This is a genomic window from Micromonospora sp. NBC_01655, assembly GCF_026339755.1.
In the GTDB taxonomy this organism is placed as follows: Bacteria; Actinomycetota; Actinomycetes; order Mycobacteriales; family Micromonosporaceae; genus Micromonospora.
On the sequence record NZ_JAPEQF010000001.1, the window covers coordinates 3258802 to 3284069 of the forward strand.

Below are 25268 nucleotides of genomic sequence, written 5' to 3' on the forward strand. Positions count from 1 at the left end.
CATGCGAACCTCCACGGTGGACCTCGTCGCGGACACTCCCCGAGCAGCCGCCGCGCGCCGCACGATGGCCTGGACGACCGGTGGGCTGGCGGCGGCGGCAGCGGTCGCCGGCGGCTGGCTCGCCCCGCCCGACGCGGTGCAGGGCCAGGCGCAGCGACTCATGTACCTGCACGTCCCCGCCGCCTGGGTCGCCTACGCCGCGTTCGCCGTCGTACTGGCCGCCGGCGTGGCCTACCTGATCACCGGCGACCTCCAGTGGGACCGGCTCGCCCGGGCGGGCGCGGAGATCGGCGTGACGCTGACCGTCGTCACGATCGCCACCGGCTCGCTGTGGGGGCACCTCGTCTGGGGCACCTGGTGGGCCTGGGACCCCCGACTGGTCAGCACCGCCCTGCTCCTGCTCGCGTACGCCGGCTACCTGGCCCTGCGCAGCGCCATGAGCGAACGGGCCGGCACCCGCGACGGAGGCGACCATCGGGTAGCCCGCTCGGCGGCAGTCGCCGGCGTGGTCGGGTTCCTGCTCGTCCCGGTGGTGCACTTCTCCGTCGTCTGGTGGCGGTCGCTGCACCAGCAGGCGACCGTGTTCGCCCCGCAACGGCCGCCGATCGACCCTCGGATGGGTGTCGCCCTGCTGCTCGCCGTGGCCGCCGCGACGCTCGGCGCGCTCTGCGTCCTGCTGCACCGGGCCGTGCGGCTCGAACGTCGTGGCACCACCGGCGCGTCCCGCGCCCCCGACCGCGTCCCGGCCCGGGTCGGATGATCCGCCGCCGCACCGGCCGGGCCACCCTCGCCGTCGTGCTCCTCGCCGCCGGCGCGCTCCTGGTCACCAGCGCGCTGCGCGACACCCTCACCTACTACCGGACGCCGGGCGAGGTGCTCGGCGACCCGGCAGCGGCCCGGGAACGGGTACGCCTCGGTGGGGACGTGGTGCCCGGGTCCCTGCGCCGCGACGGCGACCTGGTGGTGTTTCGCCTCGCCGAGGGGGGACACGAGATCACCGTCGAGCAGCGCGGCGCTCCGACGGGGACGTTCCGGGAGGGCGAGGGCGCGGTGGTCGAGGGCAGCCTGGCGGTGGACGGGACGTTCCGCTCCGACCACGTCGTGGTCCGGCACGGCAACGAGTACGCCCCGTCGACCTCCCCGGTGGAGCCGGCCGATGCTCGGTGAGCTGGGCACGGCGAGTCTCACCGTCGGACTGCTCTGCGCCGTACTGACCGCCCTGCTCTGGCTGCGGGTGGCCCTGTTCTCCGCGCCGGCCCGACCGGCCCGTCTCGCCACCGCCGCGACCTTCGCCGCCGCCGCCGTCGCCTGCGGTGTGCTGGAGGCGGCCCTGCTGCGGCACGACTTCAGCGTGCGGTTCGTGGCGGAGAACGGTGGCCGCCAGGTGCCCCTGTACTACACGGTGACCAGCCTCTGGTCAGCCCTGGACGGGTCGTTGCTGCTCTGGCTGCTGGTCCTCGGCGGCTACGCGGTGCTGCTCGCCGGCCGCCGCTACCCGCTGCGGCTGCACGCCTACGCGATGACGGTGCTCAGCGCGGTTGCCATGTTCTTCTTCGCGCTGTCCTGCTTCGCCGCGAACCCGTTCCGGACGGTGGATCCGGTGCCCGCCGACGGACCGGGGCCCAACCCGCTGCTGCAACAGCATCCGGCGATGGGAGTACATCCCCCCCTGCTCTACGCCGGCTACATCGGTCTGGTCGTGCCGTTCGCCTTCGCGCTCGCCGCGCCGCTGGCCGGCCGGCAGGGGCGCGCCTGGCTGCGGATGGCCCGGCCATGGACGTTGCCCGCCTGGGCGGCGCTGAGCGCCGGCATCGGTCTCGGCGCCTGGTGGTCGTACGCGGTGCTGGGCTGGGGCGGCTACTGGGCGTGGGACCCGGTGGAGAACGCCTCCCTGCTGCCCTGGCTGACCGCTACCGCGTTCCTGCACACCGCGCTCGGTCGCGGCGCCGGCCGGGCCGGGTGGAACCGGGTGCTGGCCTGCGCGAGCTTCGTGCTGGTGCTGCTCGGCACGTTCCTCACCCGGTCCGGCGCGGTGGCCAGCGTGCACGCCTTCACCGACTCGCCGCTGGGGCCCGTGCTGTTCGGCTTCGTGTTGCTCGCGGTCGTCGCGTCGACGGTCCTGACCGGCAGGCGCACCGCCGAGCCGGCGCGTCGTACCGGGTCGCCGGTGCTGTCCCGCAACACCGTCGTCCTGGTCAACGGGGTGCTTCTGGTGACCCTCGCGGCGGTGGTGCTGATCGGCACGGTCTTTCCCCTGCTGTCCGGCCCGCTCGCCGGCGTCCGCACCTCCGTCGGCCCGGGCTACTACCAGCGCACGGCGGTACCACTGGCGATCGTGCTGCTGCTGGCGATGGGCGTGACGCCGGCCCTGCGGGCCGGCGGGTGGACCCGGGCGGTACGCCGTCTCGCCGTACCGGGTGGCGTGGCCCTGGCCACGGTCGCCGTGGTGGGCCTGCTCAGCCGGCCCGGCCTGCCCGCGCTCACCGCCTTCGGCACCGCCGCGTTCGTGCTCGCCGGCCTCGTCGGGGAGCTGCCGGACCGGCTGCGGCGGGCGGGGCGGGGCCAGCGGGTGGGACGGCTCGCCGGCACGCTGGCCCACTGCGGGATCGCCCTGGTCGCGGTGGGCGTCGCGGGATCCTCAGCGTACGGGCGGGAGACCGAACGGACCGTCCGGACCGGCGAGACGCTGCGGGTCGGTGACGCGAGCATCCGCCTGGTCGGGGTGGACCGGACGGGAGGCGCCGGCCAGATGTCGGCGCGCGCTCGGCTGCGGCTCTCCGAGTCGGGTCGCGCGGAGCGTACCGTCACCCCGGCCCTGCGTTACCACCCGGCCCGGGACACCGCCGTCACGGTGCCGGCGATCGACACCGGACTGCTCCGGGACACCTACGTCACCCTGATCGCGGTCTCGCCCGACAGCGGCAGCGCAACCCTGCGGCTCGCGGTCAACCCGCTCGTCGGCCTGCTCTGGGCCGGCGGCGCGCTGACCTCGGTGGCGGGACTCGGGGCGGCGATCGGCACCGCCCGCCCGCGACGCCGAAGCGGGACGACCCCCGGCGGAACCCGCCCGGCAACCGTCGCCGCCCGCGCCCGGGTCGGGAGATGACCCGCCTCGCCGGTCGACGGCCGCGCCGGATACCCGTCGGACCGGCGCTGGTGCTCACGGCCACCGTCGCCATCGCCGTGGTCGTGGCCCTCGGCCTACGGTCACCCCCGGCGTCGGACGTCGACACCACCGACAGGTCGGCACCCGTGCCGGCCCCGGCCCTCTCCGGCGCCACGCTGGACGGCGGCCGGTTCGACCTGGCCGACGCGCGTGGCCACGTGCTTCTGATCAACGTCTTCGCCTCGTGGTGCGGGCCGTGCCGGGACGAGCTGCCGCTGCTGGTCGACGCCGGGCAGCGCTGGTCCCCGCGCGGCCTGCGGCTGGTCGGGCTGAACGTCCGGGACGGCACCGAGGCGGTCCGCGCGCTGCTCGACGAGACCGGCGCGACCGGGCTGACCGTGCTACCCGATCCGGACGGCACCCGGGCGGTCGACTGGGGCGTCCGGGGGGTGCCCGAGACCTTCGTGGTGGATCGGAACGGTCGCATCGTCGACCGGCAGCGGGGGGTGGTCACCCGGCAGTGGCTGCAGCAGCGGGTGGCGCCGCTGCTGGCCGAATGAGGTGGCGCCCCGCCGCAGCGGCGCTCGCCCTCGCGGCCCTGCTCGCCGCGGCCGGCGTGGGCCTGACCCGGTCGGCCGCCGGCACCGGTCGGGACGACCCGGTCCGCTCGGTCGCCGCCGACCTGCGCTGCCCGGCCTGTCAGGGCGAGTCGGTGGCCGATTCCCGCTCGCCGATCGCGGCAGCGATGCGGCAGGCCGTGTCGGACCAGTTGGCTCAGGGGCGCAGCCGCGCCGAGGTCCGACGCTGGTTCGTCGAGCGCTACGGCCCTGAGGTGCTGGTCGAACCGCCGGCCCGTGGGTGGGGACTGCTGCTCTGGGCCGTCCCCGCGCTGACCCTGCTGGGCGCCGGCTACGCGGCCCGACGCACGCTGCGGCCCCGCTCGGGGCCCGACGACGGCCCGAGGGCACCGACGTCCCCGCGACGGCCGGCCAGGGCGATGCCGGGTGCCGGGGCCCGTCGGGCCTGGCGATGCTCGGCGCTCGGGCTGATCGCCGTCGTGGTGTCGGTAGCCGTCGCCACCCGCAGCCTCGACCGCCCCGGGCCCACCCCGACGCCGGCGGATCCGGTCGCGGTCGCGCTGGGCCTGGCGCGCGACCTGGAGGCGCAGGACCGGTACGCCGCCGCCGCGCAGATGTACCGGGAGGCCCTGCGCGACCGATCCGACGACACCATCCGGCTGCGACTGGCCTTCGCGTTGCTGAGGGCAGGCGACGCCGCCGGGGCGGCGCAGGCGGCGACGGAAACGCTGGCTCGCGTGCCGGACTCTGCTGACGGCCTGCTCGTGCTGGGCCTCGCCCAGCGGCGGACGCGTCCCGTCGAGGCACCGCGCACCCTCCGACGCTTCCTGACCGTCGCGCCGGAGCATCCGGCCGCCCCGGAGATCGAACGGCTGCTGGCCGTCCGCCCATGACCTCCCTGGCGGGGGTGCCGGCACGAGCCGCGCCGGTCACCCCGGCCACACTCCTGGAGGAGCCGGCGACCGTGCCGGCAGCCATGCGCGTCCGGGGGTCAGGAGCGCGCTCGTGACCGTGCCAGCAGGTAGCCGACGACCAGGCCCGCCGCCATGATGAAGAGGGCCCGGCCGGAGACCGCCGACCGGAGCTGACGCAATCCCCTGCGCGGATCGACAACCGCGCCGGCCAGATCGCCGGCCGCTCCGACGAGCACGTCACCGAGTCGATCACCGTTCATCGCCCGTACCGCCCTCCGCGTCGACTGCCGTTGTCGGCCGTACCCCTCGGCACCTGATCCAAACCGGCCGAAAGAAAATTTCGCCGCTGCGGTCCCAGGGTGTAGACATTTTTTTTGTCGCCACCTATCGTCACCGCATCGCCCATAGGTGCAGATCGATTGAGGGGTGTGTCGATGCGACAGTTACGACGGTGGGCCGGCGTTCCGATGGCTCTGTTGGCGGCGGGGATCCTGGTCGGCGGTGATCCGGCGAGCGCCGGGGCGGCGCCGAAGCCGGTGCCCCCGACCGTCACCGAGGCCGTGACCAGCAAGCTGCTCGGTCAGGCCGAGCGTTCCAGCACGGGTGACGTCGCGGCACCGGAGACCCGCGTCACGATCAGCCGGCAGGCCGGGCGGTGGGCGTTCGGCACCGCCGTCGCGGTCGCCCCCCGCCAGGAGGACGCCCACCCGACCGGCTCGGTGTTCATCGCGCGCGCCGACGCCGGGCGGTGGCGGGTCGCGTTCGACGGCGAGGCCGACTTCAGCGACCTGGCCGCCGAGTCGCCCCTCGTGTCGAAGCAGGAGCGGCAGGTCTTCAACACCACGCCGGCCCCCATGTACGCCGGCGGCGACTACCGGACCGGGATGGCCCTGCCGTTCGCGGTCGGCCAGACCTGGACGCTCACCAGCGGTCCGCACGGCTGGGGCGGCAGCGAGTCGCCGTACAGCTCCGTCGACCTCGCCGGCGGCGACCAGGTCGTCCGCGCCGCCCGGGGCGGCACGGCGTACACGATGTGCCAGGGCTGGATCCGGGTGATCCACGACCGGGGCTACTCGACCGACTACTACCACCTGTGGAGCAGCATCTCGGTCAACGGGGCGGCGGTCGGCGCGGGCGCGTACCTGGGCTACACCGGCACCGACGTCACCTGCGGCGGGGCCGCCTACGGCCGGCACGTCCACTTCGGGCTGCGGCAGAACAGCGCGTACGTCCCCATCGCCGGTCACGGCCTCGGCAAGTGGGCGTTCGAGAACGGCGCCGCGGCCTACCAGGGCGGCGCGCGGCACGGATCGGCCTGGGCCGGGGCCGGCAGCGCCGTCTACAACTACGGCGCGCTCGGCTTCAACCAGGGAGTGGTGGACGCCAACGGCGGTGGGAGCCTCACCCGGCGCGCCGGCCCCGGCACCGGCTACGCCGCGCTCGGATCCGTTGGCGACGGGGCCACCGTCACCATCTTCTGCTCCGCGAACGGAACCTCACACGCCGGGCGGTACGGCAGCACGTCGCTCTGGAACCGGCTCAGCGACGGTAGCTGGGTCTCCGACGCGTACCTCTGGACCGGGGTGAACGGCACGATCAACGGCTGGTGCTGATCGTCTGCCCGGCGCGGCGGCTCACCGCCGCGCCGGGCACGGCACGCCTGGCAGCAGCATCCCGGTAGGGCAGACGGGGTGGTGGGACAGTCGCGGTTTGCGGCTGACCGGCCCGGGCATGACGCAGACATGTCCACGAACCGCGCCCCGCTTCTCGACAACACCCTCCGGCTGGCTCTCGAAGGCTACGGCTGGCTCCCCAACCGCCGGCGTCGCGCCGGCAGTGACGTCGTGCACGCCCGGCTCATGGGCCAGCCCGCGGTCGGACTGTGCGGGCCTGAAGCGGCACGGTTCTTCTACGACGAGAAGCACATCCACCGGCACGGGGCCATTCCTGAGCCGGCGCAGGCCACCCTCTTCGGCCACCGCGCGGTGCACACCCTGGACGGGGAGATCCACCGCCACCGCAAGGCGATGTTCGTGTCGCTGCTGACCCCCGAGGGCATCGCCGGCCTGGTCGACCGGACGATCAGGGAATGGGACGAGACCGCCGGTTCCTGGACGCCCCGACAGCGGGTGGAGTTGTTCGCGGAGACGAGCCAGGTGCTGACCCGCGCGGTGTGCGCCTGGGTCGGTGTGCCGCTGGACGGTCACGACGTGCCCGCCCTGGCATCCGACCTGGTGGCGATGGTCGACGGGTTCGCCACCCTCGGCCCCCGGCACTGGCGGGCCCGACTCGCACGCAGGCGCCGGGAGGACTGGCTGAGCCGGCTCGTCGAGGATGTGCGGCGGGGTGAGCTGGCTGTCGAGGAGGGCTCGGTGATCGACGTGGTCGCCGGCTACCGGGAGGCCGACGGGAGGTTGCTCGATGCCCGGGTCGCCGCGGTGGAACTGCTCAATGTCATCCGGCCCACCGTGGCGGTCTGCTGGTTCGTCACGTTCGCCGCGCACGCACTGCACCGGTGGCCGGACGTTCGTGACCGCCTGCGCGGTCGAGCGACCGGGTACCCGGAGGCATTTGTGCATGAGGTCCGCCGGTTCTACCCCTTCGCACCGTTTGTCGGCGGCCGGGCGGTCAAGGATCTCTCCTGGCAGGGCGAACCGATCACCGCCGGTTCGATCGTGTTGCTCGACCTGTACGGACAGAACCACTCACCATACCTGTGGCCCGACCCCTACGCGTTCAGGCCGGAGCGCTTCCTGGACCGCGAGATCGGTCAGTTCGACCTGGTGCCACAGGGCGGCGGCGACCCCCGCACCGGCCATCGGTGTCCCGGCGAGACCGCCACGGTCGCCCTGTTGGGGGCACTGACCCCCCGACTGGCCGCGTTCGACCACGACGTGCCCGACCAGGATCTCACCGTCTCGCTGACGCGAATCCCGGCCCGGGTGGCAAGCGGCTTCATCTTCGCCGTCGGGCAGCACTCACCGAGTCATGCGCAGCCGGTGCCGTTGCCCTGATCTGGTCGTCTGATCGGCGCGCGGTTCCCGCTCTCCAGCACGACCGAGGCCGGCACCCGACCGGGTACCGGCCTCGGTCGTCGACCTGTCAGCGGCGGGACTCCCGCTTGGCCAACTCCGGCTCGGCGCCCTTGCCAACCTTGCGCAGGGCCTCGCGCAACTGCTCCTCGGTCATCTTCGAGTTGCCCTCGATACCGGCGTTGTGGGCCTGCTGGCGCAGGTCGTGCAGTCGCTCGCGGTCACTCATGTCACCCTCCTGTCCGTGCGGCGCGGGAACCCGTCCTCGCGCGGTGCGGAGCAGTGTCTTCCCTGGTGGGTCACCGACAAACGGGGCGACCGCTCGACGGGGCACCGTCGCTGGTCGAGGCGTCCGGCCGGGCAGCCCTGTCAGCTTGCGCCGGTGGCGGCGTGCGGGACGGTGACGGGCTTCGACTCGGGCGAGGCATGCTGGCGCAGGAAGATGCTCAACACGATCAACGCTCCGACGGCGAGGAACTCACTCTGCCAGTTCTGCATCGACTGGAACCAGAAGTCGCTGGTGCCCAGGAACTGCCAGGCGCTGATGGGAGCGGCGCCGCTCTGGAGCATCTGCTGCTCGTTGTACTCGGCGACACCGCCAAGGACGTGACCGGCGAAGGAACCCGCGAAGATCATCAGCAGGGCGATGGAGAGGCTGTTGCGGTAGATCGCGAGCGGCAGGCCACCGCTGCGTACCGGCCACGGCGAGTTCGCCGTGGCGTGTTCGCGACAATCGTCCGGACGGTCGTCCTGGTCCTCCGGCTTGGACTCCGACGAGCCCTTCTGCACCAGGTACGCCGTCAACAACACGTACCCGCCCATCTGCAGGAACTCCGACTCCCAGTTCTCGAAGGTCGCCTCGGCGAAGTGTCCGGTGCCCAGGTAGGCCAGGTACGACAGGGTCGGGTGGCCGTACTGCGCCAGTTCCTCGTTGTGGGTGCGCCAGCCGAAGACGCTCTGCAACACCAGGAAGATCAGGAACGCGCCGAACATCGCGATCGTCAGGCCGTGTTGCCGTATCCGGCGTCGCATTGCTTCTCCTCCCGATAGCGCCCTCACCGCAGGGCAAATGCCCGTCTGCCCGTTCGGCCAAACACCCGACCGGAGCTGACGGCCACAGGTCGCCTCGGCAGGCGGTCGTTCGTGACCAGGCCGGGTGCGCCGGCTGTTCCCGAGGGGCCCGCTGCGGCGTCCGGACCGGCGGCGGTGGGACCGGCTGCGGTAGCAACCGGTCCCACCGTCAGCTCTGCACGGTTCCGAGTACCGCCTCAGCAACACTTACGCAGCGTGACCGGGAAGGCGCACGACGATCCGGCTCCCGTACGCCGGAACTCAGAAGTCGTCGATCTCGCAACGCATGGCCTGGGCGCCCATGCCCGACACGACGGTGCACCACTCCTGGTCACCGCTGCGATTGGGGGCGCCGGTGTTGGCGTAGACGCCGTACGTGGCGATCACAGCCGTATAGCTGTTGCTGGAGACGTCGTGTCCGTCCATCCGCAACTTGACCGTCATGGAGATCTTCTTCGGGTCGAGGCAGTTGACCTCGCCGCTCGCGATGACTGTTCCTCCCGAATAGACCGGCGCCAGGGCGACCGCTGAGCACGCAGGATCGGCGGCGGCGAACGCCGCCCCGCCCGGGAACAGTGCCAGGGCGGTCGAGGCCACCGCCGTTGCGCAGATCGTGGCCAGCACCCGGCTGGGCATCTTATTCACGGACCGTCTCCTCAGATGATTTCCCGTGGGTCGCCGCACTGCCATATCACCTCGTCCCAGAATGGTGCGAACGAACACACGGTGACCACCACCGAATAAGCACTCCCGGAGTAGGGGAAAGTGCGTGTGGCGAACGTCAGGGAGTTTGGGGAGTACGCGCATGCGGCCAGGTTGTTGTAGGCTGCGACGTCCGTTTCGACGTGGACGTAGACGCACGCTTTGGCGGTCGAACCCGTCGGGTGTATCCTGCCGTTGATCTTGACATTCGTTGCGTTGACGACGACCGAACCCTCGTAGAAACCGTAGGTCTGGTGGCCGTCGAACACGCCGAAGGCGACGTACGACGCGGCGTGCGCTACGCCCGGTGCGACGGCCAGCCCGAGCGAACTCGCGAGCACCATGGCCAGTGGCACGAGGAACAGCCTTTTCAGGCGGGTGGTCAGCTTCATGGGAACTCCTTTCTGGGATGTTGGCGCACGCCTCGTCGCGGCCAGCCGCAGCGTCGGCCGAAGTCCGGACCCGATTGGTCAATGCGCGCTCTGTCTCCTATACCGGAAACAGTGTGGTCATCAGAGCATCCACCGGCCGTCGCTGGCAACTATTCAGGCCGTCCGAACGCGTTCGGTACTGTTCCGAACAGGGCTGAGGAATGCGGCCAGGATCGCCACGCACATACGATCGGCGTACCTTGCGGCCGTCAGTCGGTGTCGTGGGTGGGGAGGTGGGGGAGGAGCCCGGCGAGTCTGGCGGTGTCGCCGAGGCGGGTGAAGATCGCGGCGGCCTCCTCGAACGCCCGTCGCGCGGCCGACGGCTCGGTGTGCGCATACGCCCTACCGAGGCTGGTGAGCGCGGCGGCCTGCATCGAATGCCACCCGCGTGTCCGCCACATCGCAACGGACTCCTCAAGGTGACCGATCGCCCGAGCCGGGCAGTCCTCCGCCAGTTCGATCTCGCCCAACACGGCGAGGGCCTCGGCCAGGTGATGGCTCATGTTGTACTCGCGACTGAGCGTCACCGCCGCCTCGGCCGTGGTCCGCGCGTCCGGACCACCGCGCCGCAGGTCCAGGCGGGCCAGCGCGAGCAGCGTCAACACCTCGGTGTACCTGTCGCCGTAGTACCGCGAGATGCCCAGCGACTCGTGAAGCATGCGTTGGCTGCGCTCGAAGTCGTCGAGTTCGCGATGGGCGATACCGGAAAACTGCAGGACGGTCGCGACCCAGCGCGGGTTGCCCAACGCCCGCGCCTCGTCCAGCGCACCGGTCAGGCCACCGGCGGCGGCGGCGAAGCGCCCCTGCTCGTAACTGACGATCGACAGTGCCAACCGGGCTCGGATCCGGCCGCCCGGGTGATCCGACCGCTTGGCGAGGTGCAGGGCGCGGCTGGCGTGGGCGGCAGCGGCAGGATGGTCGCCGATGGCGGTGAGCGCCCACGAGCACATCACGGCGGCGTCGCACATGCCCTGCTCGTGTCGGAGTTCGGTGAACATGCCCAGTAGCCGGAACGCCTCGTCGCGCAGCCGGGACATCGCGTCGCCGTCGGGGCCGTCGGTGGTCCAGGTAGTCACGTCGATCAGACCGCGCAGCATGACCGCCTCACCGAGCAGGTTGCCCGCCGCTCGGCACACCGACATGACCTCGGTGTTGGTGTCGGCCCAGTCGCTGTACATGCCGCGTACGTCGAAGTACTTCTCCATGCACCCGGCCAGATCGAACGCCACGTCGTCGAGGCCGAGCACGCAGGTCTGCCGGATCAGGGACAGCAGCGCCGCACGTTCGGCGTCGAACCACCGACCCGCATCGGTATACGACGGGGACCGCTGCAACCAGTCCATGGACGGACGTGGCGCGGGCCCGCCGATCGCCGCGTAGCAGGGACCCGGGATGTGCTTGGCCATCCGTTCGGTGATGGCCAGCCAGCCACCGAACCCGCGGGTGAGTGCGCCGGCGAGTGATTCGCCGGTCTCCTCGAGCGAGGCGCGTTCCCGGGCGAACAGTCGCACCAGGTCGTGAAAGCGGTAGCGCTGCTGCCCGGCGACATCGGTGCCGGCGGCGGTGAGTAGCTGCGCGTCCACCAGCGCCTCGGCGTGCTCGACTCCGCGTTCGAGGGTGGCATCGAGCACGACCGCGGTGAACCAGGCGGGGAAGTCGGGCAGGTCGAAGAGGCTGAGCAGCCGGAACAGCCGCCGTACTTCCGGTTCGAGCCCCTGATAGCTCAGCGCGAGCGATGCGCGGACGGCCAGGTCGCCGGCTGCCAACTGGTCCAGGCGTCGGCGCTCGTCGCCGAGCATCGCCGCCAGATGACCGAGCTGCCAGGTGGGCCGGGCGGCGAGCCGTGCGCCGGCGACGCGTACCGCCAGTGGCAGCCCGCCGCACAGTCCGACGATCTGTGCCGCCTGGGCGTGCTGTGCCGTCACCCGCTCGTCCGCGGTGACGCTGGCCAGCAGCCGGATCGCGGTGGCGGGCGGGAACACGTCGAGGTCGACGCGACGGGCACCCTCGATGCCCGTCAGCCGGATCCGGCTGGTCAGCAGGACCGCACAGGTCGCCGTGCCCGGCAGTAGCGGTCGGACTTGCTTCTCGGTAGCGGCGTTGTCCAACACCAGCAGTACCCGACGGTCGGCGAGGCGGGTGCGGTACAGCTCGGCGCGCTCGGTCTCGTCCGCGGGAATCACCTGGCTGGGTACGCCCAGCGCGCGCAGGAACCTGGCCAGCACGTCGCCGGAGCGCAGCGGCGACGCCTCGGCCCCGCGCAGGTTCACGTACAGCCGACCGTCGGGGTACGCGGCGGCCAGCCGGTGCGCGACGTGGACCGCGAGGGTCGTCTTGCCGACACCGCCCATGCCGCTGATCGCCGCGATCGGCGCCGCGTGGTGCTGCCGACCATCACGCCGCACGCCCGCCAGGTACTCGCACAGTGGTGTCACGTGCTCCTCTCGGCCGGTGAAGTCGGCGATGTCGGCGGGCAGCATGGCGGGCACGGCCAACCCGTCCGGCACCGGCTGCGGTACGTCGGGCGGGGCGGACGCTGTGCCCTTCGGCCGCGTGGCGGTGGTGGCGAGCGTGTTGCGTACCGTGACCCAGGTGGCGGTCGCCGCCTCGTCGAGCCCGCAGGCCCGGACGAAGGCCGCGACGATCTCGCTCCTGGGCAGGCTGGAACGGGCAAGCATCGTGGCGGTCGTGCTGGCGGGCATGACGTCGCCGGCAGCCTCCGCCCGGCGGGCGAGCTGTCGATAGGTCAGATCCGACCAGGCTCGTAGCTGGCGCAGGGCGGCGACGAACTCCTCCGCACTGGTGATCTCATCCGGCTTCGGCAGCCCGTCAACAAGCTCAGCCACATGACCTTCCCGTGCCGACGCCATCCCTAGTTGATCAATATAGCCGCGGGTAGGTTCCTGGGCCAGCGACGTTCGAGTCGGTTCGGTACAGACCCGAACGCCGTGGGTCGTTGTGCTGCTCCTGCGCCGGTGCTGCGATGAAAGTCAATCCCGCGCCACCGAACATCCGGAGGTACACATTGCTCAAACGGATCCTGGCCTGTGCGACGGCCGCTGTCCTGACCACGGTACTGGGGGTGGTGGCCATGGGCGCGCCTGCGCACGCCGCCCCCGCGCGCAACGACAGTTTCAACGAACCCGTCTACTTCGTACCCGGTTTCACCTTCGACCTGCTCGGCCGCGATCCCGCCCACCACTGTTGGGAGGGCTACTGGAAGTCGACCGCCGACGCCATGCGCTCGTGGGGCTGGACCGGCAGCTACCACACGGTCAGCTTCTACAAGGGCGACAACGGCTGCAACACGGTGATCAGGGAGAACGGCGACCGAGACGTCTCGATCTACGAACTCGGCCGTCTCCTGGCCTGGAACATCTACAGCTCCTACTCCAAGAACAACATCTCGGTCGACATCATGGCGCACTCCATGGGCGGGCTCATCGCCCGCTCGGCGCTCACCGGCGTCGCCGCGCACGCCAGCGGCTGGCCGCCCTACCTCTACGTCGAGGACGTCGTCACCATCGGCACCCCGCACCGTGGCACGTCGCAGGCAAGCCTCTGCGCGGCAACCTACGGCTACCGGCAGTGCTCCGAGATGTCTCCCGGCTCGCCGCTGCTGAACGCGCTCTACCAGAGTCCACAGTCGGCGCAGGGCACCGACTGGACGTTGATCGGCTCCGACGACGACGACACGGTATCGACCGAGTCCGCGCTCGGCATGACCGCCGGACACTACCTCCGCTACGACGCGAACCAGGGCCTCGAACACAGCAACGTGCACCAGGTGACCAGCGGTAGCTACTACCAGCGGTACAAGAACTACTACGAAGCCAACTGGGTCGCGGGATGGGGCGCCCCGCCCGCGCGCTCGGCCAACAACTCCCTCTACTTCTGGTGGCGTTGGTAGCCCGGACACACACCTCGATCAGCCCTTTTGAGTCCCGGGAAGCCGAAACGGTCGGCAGCAAGCAGCGCCGGTGGCCTTCGCTCTTCGACGGCCACCGGCGCTGCGAGGCCGGCATCCAACCGGCAACCTGGGGGCCAGGGGTGCGAGCCCTATCGGCCAACGACGAGGCTTCCGGTCGGGGCGTCGGATCCCGGTCGACGGTGTCTTGCCGGGAGGCCCGCTCTCCGTCGGTCCCCGGCCTTGCGCGCCCGACGGGCCTGCCGGGTCACCGGGTGACTGCCGGGATCACGTGCTCGCCGTACGCGGCCAGGGTGGACTCCTTCGCGTCGTGTTGCAGGTAGACGGCGAACTGGTCGACGCCCAGCTCGCGCAGCTCGGCCAGCCGCTTGAGGTGGTTCTCCACCGGCCCGAGCAGGCAGAACCGGTCGATCACCTCGTCCGGTACGAAGTCCGCGTGGGTGTTGCCGGCGCGGCCGTGCTCGGCGTAGTCGTAGCCCTTGCGCCCCTTGATGTAGTCGGTCAACGCGACCGGCACGTCGCCGCCGGTGCCGTAGCGCTCGACGATGTCCGCGATGTGATTGCCGACCATGCCACCGAACCAGCGGGTCTGCTCCCGCTGGTGCGCCAGGTCCTCGCCGACGTAGGCGGGGGCGGCGACGCAGAACTTGATCGCCGCCGGGTCGCGCCCGGCCCGCTCGGCCGCCGTCCGGACCGCACCGATCATCCAGGCGGCGATGTCCGGGTCGGCGAGTTGCAGGATGTACCCGTCGCCCACCTCCCCGGTCAGCGCGAGGGCCTTCGGCCCGTACGCCGCCACCCAGACCTCCAGCCGGCTCCGTGGTGCCCAGGCGAACCGGAGCTGCCGATCGCGCAGCGTCACCGACTCGCCGTTGCCCAACGCCCGGATCACCCGCACGCACTCGTGCAGCTCGGCCAGCGTGGTCGGCCGCGAGCCGAGCACCCGGACGGCCGAGTCGCCCCGGCCGATCCCGCAGATCGTCCGGTTGCCGTACATCTCGTTGAGGGTCGCGAAGTGCGAGGCGGTGACCGTCCAGTCCCGGGTGCTCGGGTTGGTCACCATCGGCCCGACGACCACCCGCTCGGTCTCGGCGAGGATCCGGCTGTAGATGACGAACGGCTCCTGCCAGAGCACGTGCGAGTCGAACGTCCAGACGTGGCTGAAGCCGGCCGCCTCGGCCTGCTTCGCCAGCTCGACCACGTCGTGGGCGGGCGGGTCGCACTGTAGGACGACGCCGATGTCCATACCTCTACCGCACCTTCGGGAAGCCGAGGTCGACCTGGGACGTGGCCGGGTCCGGCCAACGGGAGGTGACCACCTTGGATCGGGTGTAGAACTGGATGCCGTCGGGCCCGTACATGTGCAGGTCCCCGAAGAGCGAGGACTTCCAGCCGCCGAAGCTGTAGTAGGCCACCGGTACCGGCACCGGCACGTTGACGCCGACCATCCCGCAGACCACGTCGTACTGGAAGCGGCGGGCCGCGCCGCCGTCCCGGGTGAAGATGGCCGTGCCGTTGCCGTACTCGTTGTCGTTGACCAGTTTCAGCGCCTCCTCGTACGTGTCGACGCGGACCACCGAGAGCACCGGGCCGAAGATCTCGTCGGTGTAGAGCGGCGATCCGGGGGAGACCCGGTCGACCAGCGAGGCACCGAGGAAGAAGCCCGGCCCGTCGGCGAGCGGCGCGTTGCGGCCGTCCACCACCACCTCGGCCCCACCGGGGTCGGCGAGGTAGCCGGCGACCCGGTCGCGGTGCTCGCGGCTGATCAGCGGACCCATCTCGGCGGCCGGGTCGGTGGCCGGGCCGACGTTGATCCGGCCGACCCGCTCGCTGATCGCCCTGACCAGCGGGTCGGCGACCGGGCCCACCGCGACGACCACCGAGATGGCCATGCAGCGCTCGCCGGCCGAGCCGTAGCCGGCGGAGACGGCGGCGTCGGCGGCGGCGTCGACGTCCGCGTCCGGGAGCACCACCATGTGGTTCTTCGCCCCGCCGAGCGCCTGCACCCGCTTGCCGGCGCGGGTGCCGGCCTCGTAGACGGCCTTCGCGACCGGGGTCGAGCCGACGAAGCTCAGCGCCTGCACGTCGGGGTGGGCGATCAACGTCTCGACCGCCTCCCGGTCGCCCTGCACGACGTTGAACGCCCCGTCGGGCAGGCCGGCCTGGCGCAACAGGTCGGCCAGCAGCAGCGTGACCGACGGGTCCTTCTCGCTCGGCTTGAGCACGAAGGTGTTGCCGCAGACCAGGGCGTTGCAGAACATCCACATCGGCACCATCGCCGGGAAGTTGAACGGCGTGATGCCGGCGACCACCCCCAGCGGCTGACGGATGGAGTAGACGTCCACCCCGCCCGCGGCCTGCTCGCTGTAGCCGCCCTTGAGCAGGTGCGGGGCGCCGGTGGCGAACTCGATGTTCTCCAGGCCACGGGCCAGCTCGCCGCCCGCGTCCGCGACGGTCTTGCCGTGTTCCAGGCTGACCAGGGCGGCGATCTCCTTGCGGTTGGCGTCGACCAGCTCACGGAAGCGGAACATCACCTCGGCCCGGCGGGACAGCGACTGCGCCCGCCAGCCCGGGAAGGCGGCCAGCGCGCTGGCCACCGCCGCGTCCGTCTCCGCCGCGGTGGCGGCCACCACGGTCGCCTGTTGCTGCCCGGTGGCCGGGTCCCAGACCGGCAGCCGGCGGGTACCGGTGCCGGCGACGGCCACGTTGTCGATCCAGTGCCTGATCTCGCGTGCTTCCAGCGTCATCGCTTCGCCGCCCTCAGACCAGGTAGTCCGACAGCCCACGGGGCACGTAGCGCCCGTGGCCGGCCCGACCGTGGTAGGTGTCGCCGGAGACCAGCACGGTGCCCCGGGAGATGACCGTGTCGACCTTGCCGGCGATCTCGTAACCCTCCCAGGCCGAGTGGTCCATGTTCATGTGGTGCGTGTCGACACTGATCCGGGTGCGGCCCGCCGGGTCGTAGAGCACGATGTCGGCGTCCGAGCCGGGCGCGATGACGCCCTTGCGGGGGTAGAGGCCGAACATCCGGGCCGGGGTGGTGGCGACCGTCTCGACCCAGCGTTGCAGCGACAGCTTGCCGTCCACCACACCCTGGTAGAGCAGGTCGACCCGGTGCTCGACACTGCCGATGCCGTTGGGGATCTTCGAGAAGTCCCCGACGCCCAGTTCCTTCTGGTCCTTGAAGCAGAACGGGCAGTGGTCGGTGGAGACCACGGCGAGGTCGTTGGTGCGCAGACCCCGCCACAGGTCGGCGCGGTGCGGCTCGTCGCGCGGGCGCAGCGGGGTGGAGCAGACCCACTTGGCGCCCTCGAAACCGGGCGCGCCGAGCTGGTCCTCCAGGGTCAGGTAGAGGTACTGCGGGCAGGTCTCGGCGAAGACGTTGCGGCCCAGGTCACGGGCGGCGGCCACCTGCTCCAGCGCCTTGCTGGCGGAGAGGTGCACGATGTAGAGCGGGCAGTCGGCGGCGACGCTGGCCAACCAGATCGCCCGGCTGGTCGCCTCGGCCTCCAACGCCTCGGGGCGGGTGATCCCGTGGTGGATCGGGTCGGTCTCGCCCCGGGCGAGGGCCTGCTGGACCAGCACGTCGATCGCCGGGCCGTTCTCGGCGTGCATCATGATCATGCTGCCGTTCTCCCGCGCCCGCTGCATCGCCCGCAGGATCTGGCCGTCGTCGCTGTAGAAGACGCCCGGGTACGCCATGAAGAGCTTGAAGCTGGTGATGCCCTCGGTCGTGACCAGTTGGTCCATCGCCTTGAGCGAGTCCTCGTTGAACCCGCCGAGGATCATGTGGAAGGCGTAGTCGACGTGGCAGTTGCCGGCCGCCTTGGCGTGCCAGGCGGCCAGCCCGTCCTGGACCACCTCGCCGGTGCGCTGCACCGCGAAGTCGACGATGGTGGTGGTGCCGCCGAACGCCGCCGCCCGGGTGCCGGTGTCGAAGGTGTCGCTGGCGAAGGTGCCGCCGAACGGCAGCTCCATGTGGGTGTGCGCGTCGACCCCGCCGGGAATGACGTACTTGCCGGTGGCGTCGATGGTCTCGACGTCCTGCGGGCCCCGGCCCGGTGCGAAGATCGCGGCGATCGTCTCGCCGTCCACCAGCACGTCGGCGGGGGTCGCGCCGGTGGGACCGACAACCGTCCCACCCTTGATCAGCAGAACGCTCACAGCTGCACCGTCCCGGTCTCGATCAGTGGCGAGGTCACGGCTTCACCAGGCTCTCGTACGCGTCCGGGCGGCGGTCCCGGTAGAAGGCCCACCGGTCGCGCACCTCGGCCAGCAGCCCCAGGTCCAGGTCGCGGACGATCAGCTCCGGGTGGTGCGCGTCGCCGACCTCGCCGACGAACTTCCCCTCCGGGTCGACGAAGTAGGACGTGCCGTAGAAGTCGTTGTCGCCGAGTTCCTCGATCCCGGTGCGGTTGATCGCGCCGATGAAGTACTCGTTGGCCACCGCCGACGCCGGCTGCTCCAGCTTCCACAGGTAGGACGAGAGGCCCCGGCTGGTCGCCGAGGGGTTGAAGACGAGCTGGGCGCCGCCCAGCCCGAGTGCCCGCCAGCCCTCCGGAAAGTGCCGGTCGTAGCAGATGTAGACGCCGACCTTGCCGACGGCGGTGTCGAAGACCGGGAAGCCGAGGTTGCCGGGGCGGAAGTAGAACTTCTCCCAGAAGCCGTTGACCTGCGGGATGTGGTGCTTGCGGTACTTGCCGAGGTACCTGCCGTCGGCGTCCACCACGGCGGCGGTGTTGTAGAGCACGCCGGGCTGCTCCTGCTCGTACATCGGCAGCACCATCACCAGGCCCAGTTCGGCGGCGAGGGCCTGGAACCGCTCGGTCGTCGGACCGGGGATGGACTCGGCGTACTCGTAGTAGGCCTTGTCCTGCACCTGGCAGAAATACGGCCCGTAGAACAGCTCCTGGAAGCAGATGACCTTGGCACCCTGCGCGGCGGCCTGCCGCGCGTACTCCTCGTGTGCCTTGATCATCGATTCCTTGTCGCCTGTCCAGCTGGTCTGGACGATGGCGGCCCGGATCACGTCTGCCATGGTCTCCCCTTCCTGTGGTCGTCGGCGCACCGGCGGCATGACTCCTACGTGGCCGGTCACGAGGGTTCCGGCCGATGACCTTGTTCGGGATCGGATCGCGTAGCACACTAGCGACACAAATCTATGCGGACAATCGGCCAATCGTTACGGATTGTTTCGGAGCTGTAACATGCTCGAACTCATCGTGAGCGCCGTGGAGGACCGCAGCGCCCGGGGCATCGCCGCTGCCGTCAGCCGGCTGGTCAGCGCCGGTACGCTGCCCTCCGGCGCGCGCCTGCCGACCGTCCGCGACGTGGCCCGCCAGCTCGGCATCAGCCCCACCACGGTCAGCGAGGCGTGGCGCAGCCTGGCCCGTGCCGGCGCGATCCAGACCCGCGGCCGGTCCGGCACCTTCGTGCGTACCCCGGCGCTGCCCCGCCGGCGCCTGCGCTACGCGCAACTCGGCGCCCGCGTCGGCGCCCCGGCCGGCCCGGCCGCGACCGGCGGGGCCGCGCCGTCCTGCGACCTCTCCACCGGGGTACCCGACTTCGACCTGCTGCCCAGCATCACCACGGCCCTGGGGCGGATCGGTGACGCCCGACTCACCAACAGCTACCTGGACGAGCCGGTGCTGCCCCGGCTGGAGGCGGTGCTGCGCGAGCGGTGGCCCTTCCCGCCGCCGCAGCTCACCGTGGTCGACGGCGCGCTCGACGCGATCGACCGGGTGACCGCCTCGGTGGTGCGCTTCGGCGACCACGTGCTGATCGAGAATCCGGCCTTCCCGCCGCTGCTGGACCTGTTGGAGACGGTCGGCGCGACCGTGGTCGGGGTGCCCCTGGACGCTGCCGGCCTGCGCCCGGACGTGCTCGCCGAGGCCCTGAGCTGTGCTCCGGTCGCGCTCTACCTCCAGCCGCGCGCGCACAACCCGACCGGAGTCAGCATGACCCGGCGTCGGGCCGACGAACTGGCCCGGGTGCTGGCGCGGCACCCCGGCGTCACCGTCGTCGAGGACGACCACGCCGGCGACATCGCCAGCGCGCCGCCGGTGAGCCTGGGCCGGCGGCTGCCCGAGCGCACCGTCCATGTCCGCAGCTTCTCCAAGAGCCACGGTCCCGACCTTCGGCTGGCCGCCCTCGGCGGGCCGGCGGAACTCGTCACCGCGGTCAGCGACCGGCGGATGCTCGGCCCCGGCTGGTCCAGCCGGCTACTCCAGGCGGTGCTCCTGGAGCTGCTCACCGACCCGGCGACCGGTGCCCAGGTCGAGCACGCCCGCGACGAGTACGCCCGCCGCCGCCGGACCCTGCTCGCCGCGCTCGCCGCCCGTGGGGTGGCCGCGACCGCCGCTGACGGCATCAACCTCTGGATGTCCGTGGCCGACCAGCAGGTCGCCATGCTGACCCTGGCCGCGCACGGCATCGCGGTCGCCCCGGGAACCCCGTTCGAGATCAGCCCCCTGGACACCGATCACGTCCGGCTCACCGTCGGGCTGGTGCGCGACGGCTACGACCAGCTCGCCGACGTGCTCGCCGAGGCCGCCGGCACTCCGCACCGGGGCAGCGGTGCCCGCAGCCGGCCGCACCCGCGCGGCTGGCGCTGACCCGGCGCCGTACCGGCTTCGCGACCTCCTGGCACCGACCTGCCCTGGGCCGACCGGCCCGCTGTCTGCCGCCGCACCGCCTCCCGCCGAGTCCGTCCCGCCGGGACAGGGCACCCCCGTCGAGGTGCCTCATGCCGTCCCGGACACCTCGACCCTCAGAAGTCGCCGGCCCCGTGCCGTAGCTGGGCGAGCACCTCGACCAGGGCCGCGACGTTGTCCGGCGACAACCCGGGCGCGGCGAACACCTGGTCGTTGAGTTCCTCGGTTGCCTTGGCGGCCAGTTCCCGCCCCTTCGGGAGGAGTTCGACGAGCGTGGCGCGCCGGTCGGTCGGGTGGGGCGTACGCCTGACGAGATCAGCCGATTCCAGCCGGTCGACGGCGTTGGTGACGCTGGTGGCATGCACCTGTAGCCGCTTGCCGATCTTCGCCATGGGCAGGGACCCGGCGCGGCTGAAGTACAGGAGCATCAGGACCTCGTAGCGGGCGAAGGTCACCCCGTAGGGCCGCAGGACGGATTCGACGCGGGCGAGGGCGATCTGTTGTGCGCGCATGAGCGAGGTCACGGCCGCCATCCCGTCCGCCGCGGCCTCCCAGCCGTGGGCGGCCCAGTGGCGGCGCGCTTCCGCGACCGGGTCCAGGGGGAGCTGGTCAGGAGCGGGCACGTGGCAATCCTAGAGTGTCCAAGCGTGCATGGACATCGGATAGTCGGACGTCCTAGTGTATTGACTGATCCGCCCCACAGCTCGCCATCGCGCGATACGAGTGGAAGGTGACGCCTCGTCGTCAGCTCCCTCGGCCTAGGAGTGCCATGAGTCAGCCCGAGTCCTCCTCCCGACCCGCCCCCGCGCTGCACGTGCCGGTGCATCCGGTGCGCTTCGTGACCTCCGCGAGCCTCTTCGACGGCCACGACGCGGCCATCACGATCATGCGGCGGCTGCTGCAGAGCCAGGGCGCCGAGGTCGTGCACCTCGGCCATGACCGCAGCGTGGAGGAGGTGGTGGCGGCGGCGTTGCAGGAGGACGTGCAGGGCGTCGCCGTCTCGTCCTACCAGGGCGGGCACGTCGAGTACTTCGGCTACCTGGTCGAGCGCCTCGCCGAGCGGGGCGCCGCACACGTGCAGGTGTTCGGCGGCGGGGGCGGGACGATCGTGCCGGAGGAGATCGCGGGCCTGGCCGAGCGTGGCGTTCGGATCTTCAGCCCGCAGGACGGCCAGCGGCTGGGGCTGCCCGGCATGATCAACGAGCTGATCCGCGACTGCGACGTCGACCTGTCGACCCGGCGGCCAGACATCGAAGCCCTGCTGGCGGGGGATGACGCCGCGCTGGCGCGAGCGATCACCGTGCTGGAGACGGGTGCCGGCGGCGACCTGGCCGAGGCGGTGCGGTCCGCCGCGGCCTCGCGTACCGTCCCGGTGCTGGGCATCACCGGGACGGGCGGATCCGGCAAGTCGTCACTGACCGACGAACTGGTACGCCGGCTGCGCCGCGACAGTGCGGACAAGGTCCGGGTGGCGGTGCTGGCCGTCGACCCGACCCGCCGCCGCGGCGGAACGTTGCTGGGTGACCGGATCCGGATGAACAGCATCGTCCCGGGGGTGGTCTTCTTCCGGTCCCTGGCGACCCGGCGGCCGGGGGCGCAGGTGCCCGAGCACCTCGACGACATCGTGGCCGCGTGCAAGGCCGCCGGCTACGACATGGTCATCATCGAGACGCCCGGCATCGGCCAGGGCGACGCCGCGATCGTGCCGCACGTCGATGTGTCCCTGTACGTGATGACGCCAGAGTTCGGTGCGCCCAGCCAACTCGAGAAGATCGACATGCTCGACCTGGCTGACGTGGTGGCCATCAACAAGTTCGAGCGCCGCGGCGCGGAGGACGCGCTGCGAGACGTGGCGCGCCAGATGGTGCGTAACCGTGAGCGGTTCGGGACCCCGTGGTCGGACATGCCGGTCTTCGGCACGAGCGCGGCCCGGTTCGACGACGACGGCGTGACGGCCCTGTACCACCACCTCAAGCACCTCCTCGGCCAGCACGGATTCCCGAGCCTCGCCGGCGCCCTGCCCGCCGTGCGGGGTCGCGTCTCCACCGGCCTGCGGTCGGTGCTGCCCGCCGGCCGGGAGCGCTACCTGGCCGACATCGCGCAGACCGTGCGCCACTATCACGCCACCACGGCCGAGCAGGTGGAACTGGTCCGCCGCCGGCAGCATCTGGCCGTGACACGGGACCTGCTCGCGGCCGACGGCGACTCGGCCGCGACGTCGGTCGAGGCGCTGCTGGGGCGCACCGAGCAGGGCCTGGACGGCGCCGTGCGCCGGCTGCTGGAACAGTGGCCGGCGCTGCGCGCCCGGTACGACGGCGACGAGCAGGTGTACACCGTCCGGGGCAAGGAGATCCGCACCCCGCTGACGCGCACGACGCTCTCGGGCACCAAGGTGCCGCGGGTGGCGCTGCCCCGCGACGGCGACGACGGCGAGCTGCTGCGGTTCCTGCGCGGTGAGAACCTGCCCGGGTACTTCCCCTTCACCGCCGGGGTGTTCCCGTTCAAGCGGACCGAGGAGGCGCCGGCCCGCATGTTCGCCGGCGAGGGTGACGCGTTCCGCACGAACCGTCGTTTCCACCTGCTCAGCGCCGGCCAGCCGGCGACCCGCCTGTCCACGGCGTTCGACTCGGTGACCCTGTACGGTCGCAACCCCGACAGGCGTCCCGACATCTACGGCAAGATCGGCACCTCGGGCGTCTCCATCGCCACCGTCGACGACATGCGCGAGCTGTACGCCGGGTTCGACCTGTGCTCGCCCACCACCTCGGTGTCGATGACCATCAACGGTCCGGCGCCGGCGATCCTGGCGATGTTCTTCAACGCGGCCGTCGACCAGCAGCTCGACCGGTTCCGCGAGGCCGAGGGGCGCGAACCTGACGCCGCGGAGGCCGCCCAGATCCGGGCGCGGACGCTGTCGACGGTGCGGGGGACCGTGCAGGCCGACATCCTGAAGGAGGACCAGGGACAGAACACCTGCATTTTCTCCACCGAGTTCGCCCTGCGCTGCATGGCGGACATGCAGGAGTGGTTCATCGCCCACCAGGTCCGCAACTTCTACTCCGTCAGCATCAGCGGCTACCACATCGCCGAGGCAGGAGCGAACCCGATCAGCCAGCTGGCGTTCACCCTCGCCAACGGCTTCACCTACGTCGAGGCGTACCTCGCCCGTGGCATGAACATCGATGACTTCGCGCCCAACCTGTCCTTCTTCTTCTCGAACGGCATGGACGCCGAGTACACGGTCATCGGCCGCGTGGCCCGGCGGATCTGGGCGATCGCGATGCGCGAGAAGTACGGCGCCGGCGAGCGGGCCCAGAAGCTCAAGTACCACGTGCAGACCTCCGGCCGGTCCCTGCACGCCCAGGAGATGGACTTCAACGACATCCGGACCACCCTGCAGGCCCTGTGCGCCGTCTACGACAACGCCAACAGCCTGCACACCAACGCCTACGACGAGGCTGTCACCACCCCGACCGCGCAGTCGGTGCGCCGGGCCCTGGCCATCCAGATGATCATCGACGCGGAGTGGGGGCTCGCGGACACCGAGAACGCGCTGCAGGGCTCCTACATCGTCGACCAGCTCACCGACCTCGTCGAGGAGGCGGTGCTCGCCGAGTTCGACCGCATCGCCGACCGCGGCGGCGTCCTCGGCGCGATGGAAACCGGGTACCAGCGTGGCCGCATCCAGGACGAGTCGATGCTCTACGAGCACAAGAAGCACGACGGCTCGTTGCCCATCGTCGGCGTCAACACCTTCCTCGGCGAGGACGCCGGCAAACCCGTACCGGCCATCGAGGTGGCCCGGGGCACCGACGCGGAGAAGCAGTCGCAACTCGACCGGCTGGCCGCCTTCCACACCCGGCACGCCGCCGTCGCCCCCGCGGCGCTGGAACGGCTCAAGACCGCGACGACCAGCGGCGGCAACGTCTTCGACGCGCTGATGGACGCGGCCCGCCACTGCTCACTCGGGCAGATCAGCGAGGCGTTCTTCGAGGTCGGCGGCCAGTACCGCCGCAACGTCTGACCCCGCGGGGGGCAGGAGCGAACGTGAAGAAGGTGTTCCCGGGCATCTCGTGCTGTCTCACGGTTCGGCGCGGTGACCGGGTGGGCGGACGGTCGGGGGTGCGGCTCGGCCCTTGCGGGCCGAGCCGCTCGGTCACGCGCGGGTGAACTCCATTACCCAGTTGGATTCCCAGGTCCGCCCGCCGTCGGCGGAGAATTCCTGCTCCCACCGCGCCGAGGTGGGGGTGATGTCGGACCAGATGAAGTGTGCCCTGATCGGGATGCCGTCGTGCGTGTCGTCGCCGTAGAAGTCCCCGCGGCCGTCGGTGAAGGTGCCCACGACCGGCGGGGTGAGCAGGCCGGTGCGGCTGCTCGCCCAGTAGATCGACCATTCCTTACGTTCGACGTCGAACAGGCGCAGGGTGAAGCCACGGCTGCCGAGCGTCGGGAAGATGATCTCTTCGGTGTTGCCTCCGCCGTTGAAGATCGGCCCGCAGGTCGTGCTGCTGGGGAAGGTCTCCCAGTCGTCGCTGCCGGCGAACAGCGTCTTGAGCTTGCGGTTGACCACGTTCCAGGAGCCGACGAGGAAGTCGAAGTCGTTCATGCCGACAATCCTGGCGGGCTACCCCTGACATCCTCTGTCAGTGGTCTCGCGGCTGTCGCGGAGCCGGCGCGGCGGACGGCCACCGCCGCACCCGCGGGGGCAGTCGCTGCGGGAAGCCGGCCGCGGTTGATCTCTTGTCGGTGCCGTTGGTTATGCTGCCGCGCGGCGAGGCCGTAGCGCAGAGGTCGACGCGCCTTGACAGCAAGCTGGAGGACGCCGGTTCGAATCCGGCCGGTCTCGCCCCACA

General features: G+C 71.4%; 22 protein-coding genes and 1 tRNA gene. 11 read left to right on the forward strand and 12 right to left on the reverse strand.

What is annotated here, in order from left to right; all coding sequences use genetic code 11:
• Nucleotide 1 precedes the first annotated feature (1 nt).
• From ccsA to OOK41_RS15290, 5 genes are read left to right on the forward strand one after another with little or no spacing between them, the layout of a single operon-like run.
• Nucleotides 2–760: a cytochrome c biogenesis protein CcsA gene (ccsA, locus tag OOK41_RS15270; RefSeq protein ID WP_207892830.1), complete on the forward strand. Its 759-nt coding sequence runs from the start codon at nt 2–4 to the stop codon at nt 758–760.
• Complete coding sequence (locus tag OOK41_RS15275; RefSeq protein ID WP_117670251.1) at nt 757–1167, forward strand: cytochrome c maturation protein CcmE; 411 nt, start codon at nt 757–759, stop codon at nt 1165–1167. The genes ccsA and OOK41_RS15275 overlap by 4 nt, the downstream gene beginning before the upstream one ends.
• Nucleotides 1157–3106, forward strand: coding sequence for a heme lyase CcmF/NrfE family subunit (locus tag OOK41_RS15280; protein WP_266265571.1), 1950 nt, complete (start codon nt 1157–1159; stop codon nt 3104–3106). Before OOK41_RS15275 ends, OOK41_RS15280 begins: the two co-directional genes overlap by 11 nt.
• Nucleotides 3103–3666 (forward strand): redoxin domain-containing protein, encoded by a 564-nt coding sequence (locus OOK41_RS15285; RefSeq protein ID WP_266265572.1) that lies wholly within the window; start codon nt 3103–3105, stop codon nt 3664–3666. Before OOK41_RS15280 ends, OOK41_RS15285 begins: the two co-directional genes overlap by 4 nt.
• Nucleotides 3663–4577: a cytochrome c-type biogenesis protein CcmH gene (locus tag OOK41_RS15290; protein ID WP_266265573.1), complete on the forward strand. Its 915-nt coding sequence runs from the start codon at nt 3663–3665 to the stop codon at nt 4575–4577. The genes OOK41_RS15285 and OOK41_RS15290 overlap by 4 nt, the downstream gene beginning before the upstream one ends.
• 98 nt (nt 4578–4675) lie before the next feature.
• On the opposite strand, the gene OOK41_RS15295 is transcribed toward OOK41_RS15290, so the two are convergent.
• Nucleotides 4676–4858, reverse strand: a complete 183-nt coding sequence (locus OOK41_RS15295; RefSeq protein WP_266265575.1) for a hypothetical protein — start codon at nt 4856–4858, stop codon at nt 4676–4678.
• Nucleotides 4859–5074: 216 nt separating this feature from the next.
• On the opposite strand from OOK41_RS15295, the gene OOK41_RS15300 reads away from it, so the two are divergent.
• Together OOK41_RS15300 and OOK41_RS15305 are read left to right on the forward strand one after the other, a co-directional pair.
• The gene (locus OOK41_RS15300) at nt 5075–6211 is read left to right on the forward strand and encodes a peptidoglycan DD-metalloendopeptidase family protein (RefSeq protein ID WP_266265576.1); all 1137 of its coding nucleotides are present in this window, start codon (nt 5075–5077) and stop codon (nt 6209–6211) included.
• 129 nt (nt 6212–6340) lie between these two features.
• Nucleotides 6341–7612, forward strand: a complete 1272-nt coding sequence (locus OOK41_RS15305; protein WP_266265578.1) for a cytochrome P450 — start codon at nt 6341–6343, stop codon at nt 7610–7612.
• A gap of 88 nt (nt 7613–7700) precedes the next feature.
• Here OOK41_RS15305 and OOK41_RS15310 read toward each other — a convergent pair whose 3' ends face one another.
• From OOK41_RS15310 to OOK41_RS15330, 5 genes are all read right to left on the reverse strand, one after another.
• The gene (locus OOK41_RS15310; protein ID WP_165878193.1) at nt 7701–7859 is read right to left on the reverse strand and encodes a hypothetical protein; all 159 of its coding nucleotides are present in this window, start codon (nt 7857–7859) and stop codon (nt 7701–7703) included.
• A 140-nt stretch (nt 7860–7999) separates the two neighbouring features.
• Nucleotides 8000–8662, reverse strand: coding sequence for a DUF6766 family protein (locus tag OOK41_RS15315; RefSeq protein WP_266265580.1), 663 nt, complete (start codon nt 8660–8662; stop codon nt 8000–8002).
• A gap of 300 nt (nt 8663–8962) precedes the next feature.
• A complete protein-coding gene (locus OOK41_RS15320; RefSeq protein WP_266265581.1) occupies nt 8963–9325 on the reverse strand; it encodes a hypothetical protein in 363 nt (120 codons plus the stop codon).
• 32 nt (nt 9326–9357) lie between these two features.
• Nucleotides 9358–9795, reverse strand: a complete 438-nt coding sequence (locus OOK41_RS15325) for a hypothetical protein (RefSeq protein WP_117670269.1) — start codon at nt 9793–9795, stop codon at nt 9358–9360.
• Between the two features lie 248 nt (nt 9796–10043).
• Nucleotides 10044–12680: an NB-ARC domain-containing protein gene (locus tag OOK41_RS15330; RefSeq protein WP_266265582.1), complete on the reverse strand. Its 2637-nt coding sequence runs from the start codon at nt 12678–12680 to the stop codon at nt 10044–10046.
• A 245-nt stretch (nt 12681–12925) separates the two neighbouring features.
• Here OOK41_RS15330 and OOK41_RS15335 point away from each other — a divergent pair, with 245 nt between their 5' ends.
• Nucleotides 12926–13744, forward strand: coding sequence for a triacylglycerol lipase (locus OOK41_RS15335; RefSeq protein WP_165878195.1), 819 nt, complete (start codon nt 12926–12928; stop codon nt 13742–13744).
• Nucleotides 13745–14009: 265 nt separating this feature from the next.
• Here OOK41_RS15335 and OOK41_RS15340 read toward each other — a convergent pair whose 3' ends face one another.
• Genes OOK41_RS15340 through OOK41_RS15355 form a run of 4 tightly spaced genes read right to left on the reverse strand, consistent with a single transcriptional unit; the run spans nt 14010 to nt 18800 of the window.
• Nucleotides 14010–15008: a TIGR03842 family LLM class F420-dependent oxidoreductase gene (locus tag OOK41_RS15340; RefSeq protein ID WP_117670275.1), complete on the reverse strand. Its 999-nt coding sequence runs from the start codon at nt 15006–15008 to the stop codon at nt 14010–14012.
• A gap of 4 nt (nt 15009–15012) precedes the next feature.
• The gene (locus tag OOK41_RS15345) at nt 15013–16509 is read right to left on the reverse strand and encodes a CoA-acylating methylmalonate-semialdehyde dehydrogenase (RefSeq protein WP_266265584.1); all 1497 of its coding nucleotides are present in this window, start codon (nt 16507–16509) and stop codon (nt 15013–15015) included.
• 13 nt (nt 16510–16522) lie between these two features.
• Nucleotides 16523–17926 (reverse strand): dihydropyrimidinase, encoded by a 1404-nt coding sequence (gene hydA, locus OOK41_RS15350; RefSeq protein ID WP_266265585.1) that lies wholly within the window; start codon nt 17924–17926, stop codon nt 16523–16525.
• Between the two features lie 34 nt (nt 17927–17960).
• Nucleotides 17961–18800 (reverse strand): nitrilase-related carbon-nitrogen hydrolase, encoded by an 840-nt coding sequence (locus tag OOK41_RS15355; protein WP_117670278.1) that lies wholly within the window; start codon nt 18798–18800, stop codon nt 17961–17963.
• A gap of 169 nt (nt 18801–18969) precedes the next feature.
• On the opposite strand from OOK41_RS15355, the gene OOK41_RS15360 reads away from it, so the two are divergent.
• Nucleotides 18970–20376, forward strand: coding sequence for a PLP-dependent aminotransferase family protein (locus OOK41_RS15360; RefSeq protein ID WP_266265586.1), 1407 nt, complete (start codon nt 18970–18972; stop codon nt 20374–20376).
• 155 nt (nt 20377–20531) lie between these two features.
• Here the strand turns inward: OOK41_RS15360 and OOK41_RS15365 are convergent, their stop codons facing one another.
• A complete protein-coding gene (locus OOK41_RS15365; RefSeq protein WP_266265587.1) occupies nt 20532–21038 on the reverse strand; it encodes a MarR family transcriptional regulator in 507 nt (168 codons plus the stop codon).
• Nucleotides 21039–21184: 146 nt separating this feature from the next.
• On the opposite strand from OOK41_RS15365, the gene icmF reads away from it, so the two are divergent.
• The gene (icmF, locus tag OOK41_RS15370) at nt 21185–24439 is read left to right on the forward strand and encodes a fused isobutyryl-CoA mutase/GTPase IcmF (RefSeq protein ID WP_266265588.1); all 3255 of its coding nucleotides are present in this window, start codon (nt 21185–21187) and stop codon (nt 24437–24439) included.
• A gap of 132 nt (nt 24440–24571) precedes the next feature.
• Here the strand turns inward: icmF and OOK41_RS15375 are convergent, their stop codons facing one another.
• Nucleotides 24572–25021, reverse strand: a complete 450-nt coding sequence (locus OOK41_RS15375) for a hypothetical protein (RefSeq protein WP_266265589.1) — start codon at nt 25019–25021, stop codon at nt 24572–24574.
• 167 nt (nt 25022–25188) lie between these two features.
• Between OOK41_RS15375 and OOK41_RS15380 the strand changes: the two genes are divergently transcribed.
• Nucleotides 25189–25261: transfer RNA gene (locus tag OOK41_RS15380), tRNA-OTHER, on the forward strand.
• Nucleotides 25262–25268 lie beyond the last annotated feature (7 nt).

Coding starts and splice junctions, on each gene's coding strand:
- OOK41_RS15295 (WP_266265575.1), bottom strand. CDS start 4,858: ATGAACGGTGATCGACTCGGTGACGTGCTCGTCGGAGCGGCCGGCGAT.
- ccsA (WP_207892830.1), top strand. CDS start 2: ATGCGAACCTCCACGGTGGACCTCGTCGCGGACACTCCCCGAGCAGCC.
- OOK41_RS15290 (WP_266265573.1), top strand. CDS start 3,663: ATGAGGTGGCGCCCCGCCGCAGCGGCGCTCGCCCTCGCGGCCCTGCTC.
- OOK41_RS15340 (WP_117670275.1), bottom strand. CDS start 15,008: ATGGACATCGGCGTCGTCCTACAGTGCGACCCGCCCGCCCACGACGTG.
- OOK41_RS15335 (WP_165878195.1), top strand. CDS start 12,926: ATGGGCGCGCCTGCGCACGCCGCCCCCGCGCGCAACGACAGTTTCAAC.
- OOK41_RS15345 (WP_266265584.1), bottom strand. CDS start 16,509: ATGACGCTGGAAGCACGCGAGATCAGGCACTGGATCGACAACGTGGCC.
- OOK41_RS15325 (WP_117670269.1), bottom strand. CDS start 9,795: ATGAAGCTGACCACCCGCCTGAAAAGGCTGTTCCTCGTGCCACTGGCC.
- OOK41_RS15275 (WP_117670251.1), top strand. CDS start 757: ATGATCCGCCGCCGCACCGGCCGGGCCACCCTCGCCGTCGTGCTCCTC.
- OOK41_RS15315 (WP_266265580.1), bottom strand. CDS start 8,662: ATGCGACGCCGGATACGGCAACACGGCCTGACGATCGCGATGTTCGGC.
- OOK41_RS15280 (WP_266265571.1), top strand. CDS start 1,157: ATGCTCGGTGAGCTGGGCACGGCGAGTCTCACCGTCGGACTGCTCTGC.
- OOK41_RS15355 (WP_117670278.1), bottom strand. CDS start 18,800: ATGGCAGACGTGATCCGGGCCGCCATCGTCCAGACCAGCTGGACAGGC.
- OOK41_RS15285 (WP_266265572.1), top strand. CDS start 3,103: ATGACCCGCCTCGCCGGTCGACGGCCGCGCCGGATACCCGTCGGACCG.
- OOK41_RS15375 (WP_266265589.1), bottom strand. CDS start 25,021: ATGAACGACTTCGACTTCCTCGTCGGCTCCTGGAACGTGGTCAACCGC.
- icmF (WP_266265588.1), top strand. CDS start 21,185: ATGAGTCAGCCCGAGTCCTCCTCCCGACCCGCCCCCGCGCTGCACGTG.
- OOK41_RS15310 (WP_165878193.1), bottom strand. CDS start 7,859: ATGAGTGACCGCGAGCGACTGCACGACCTGCGCCAGCAGGCCCACAAC.
- OOK41_RS15305 (WP_266265578.1), top strand. CDS start 6,341: ATGTCCACGAACCGCGCCCCGCTTCTCGACAACACCCTCCGGCTGGCT.
- OOK41_RS15360 (WP_266265586.1), top strand. CDS start 18,970: ATGCTCGAACTCATCGTGAGCGCCGTGGAGGACCGCAGCGCCCGGGGC.